The sequence below is a fragment of the Anaerovorax odorimutans genome, assembly GCF_024459955.1.
Taxonomy (GTDB): domain Bacteria; phylum Bacillota; class Clostridia; order Peptostreptococcales; family Anaerovoracaceae; genus Hominibacterium; species Hominibacterium odorimutans_A.
Genome location: NZ_JANFXK010000189.1, coordinates 1 through 244 on the forward strand (window position 1 = coordinate 1; position 244 = coordinate 244).

The 244-nt window shown below is 51.2% G+C and carries 1 protein-coding gene; it reads left to right on the forward strand.

Annotated features, from left to right (window positions below):
* Positions 1-244, forward strand: a 244-nt coding sequence (locus tag NE619_RS18425) for a hypothetical protein (RefSeq protein WP_330640876.1), incomplete at both ends; no start/stop codon positions are given.

A 244-nucleotide genomic window follows, 5' to 3' on the forward strand; every position in this document is an offset into this window, starting at 1 on the left:
GCACTGACTCCGGCGCTGATTCCGTTTGCCGTTGACAAAAACGGCGATCTTACACAGATCGGATATGCGGCGGGGGCATTGTTTTGGCTCGGTCTTCTGCTTGGAATCGTAGCATATTTGTTTTTGGCGAGAAAGGCGAAGCCTCTGACAGAACAGGCAGGAAAACGGAAACTTCCGTCAGTGATCTGCTTTTTCAGTAATACGCCTGCGATTGCGGCAGACGCAGTTATGATCGTGTCGATCG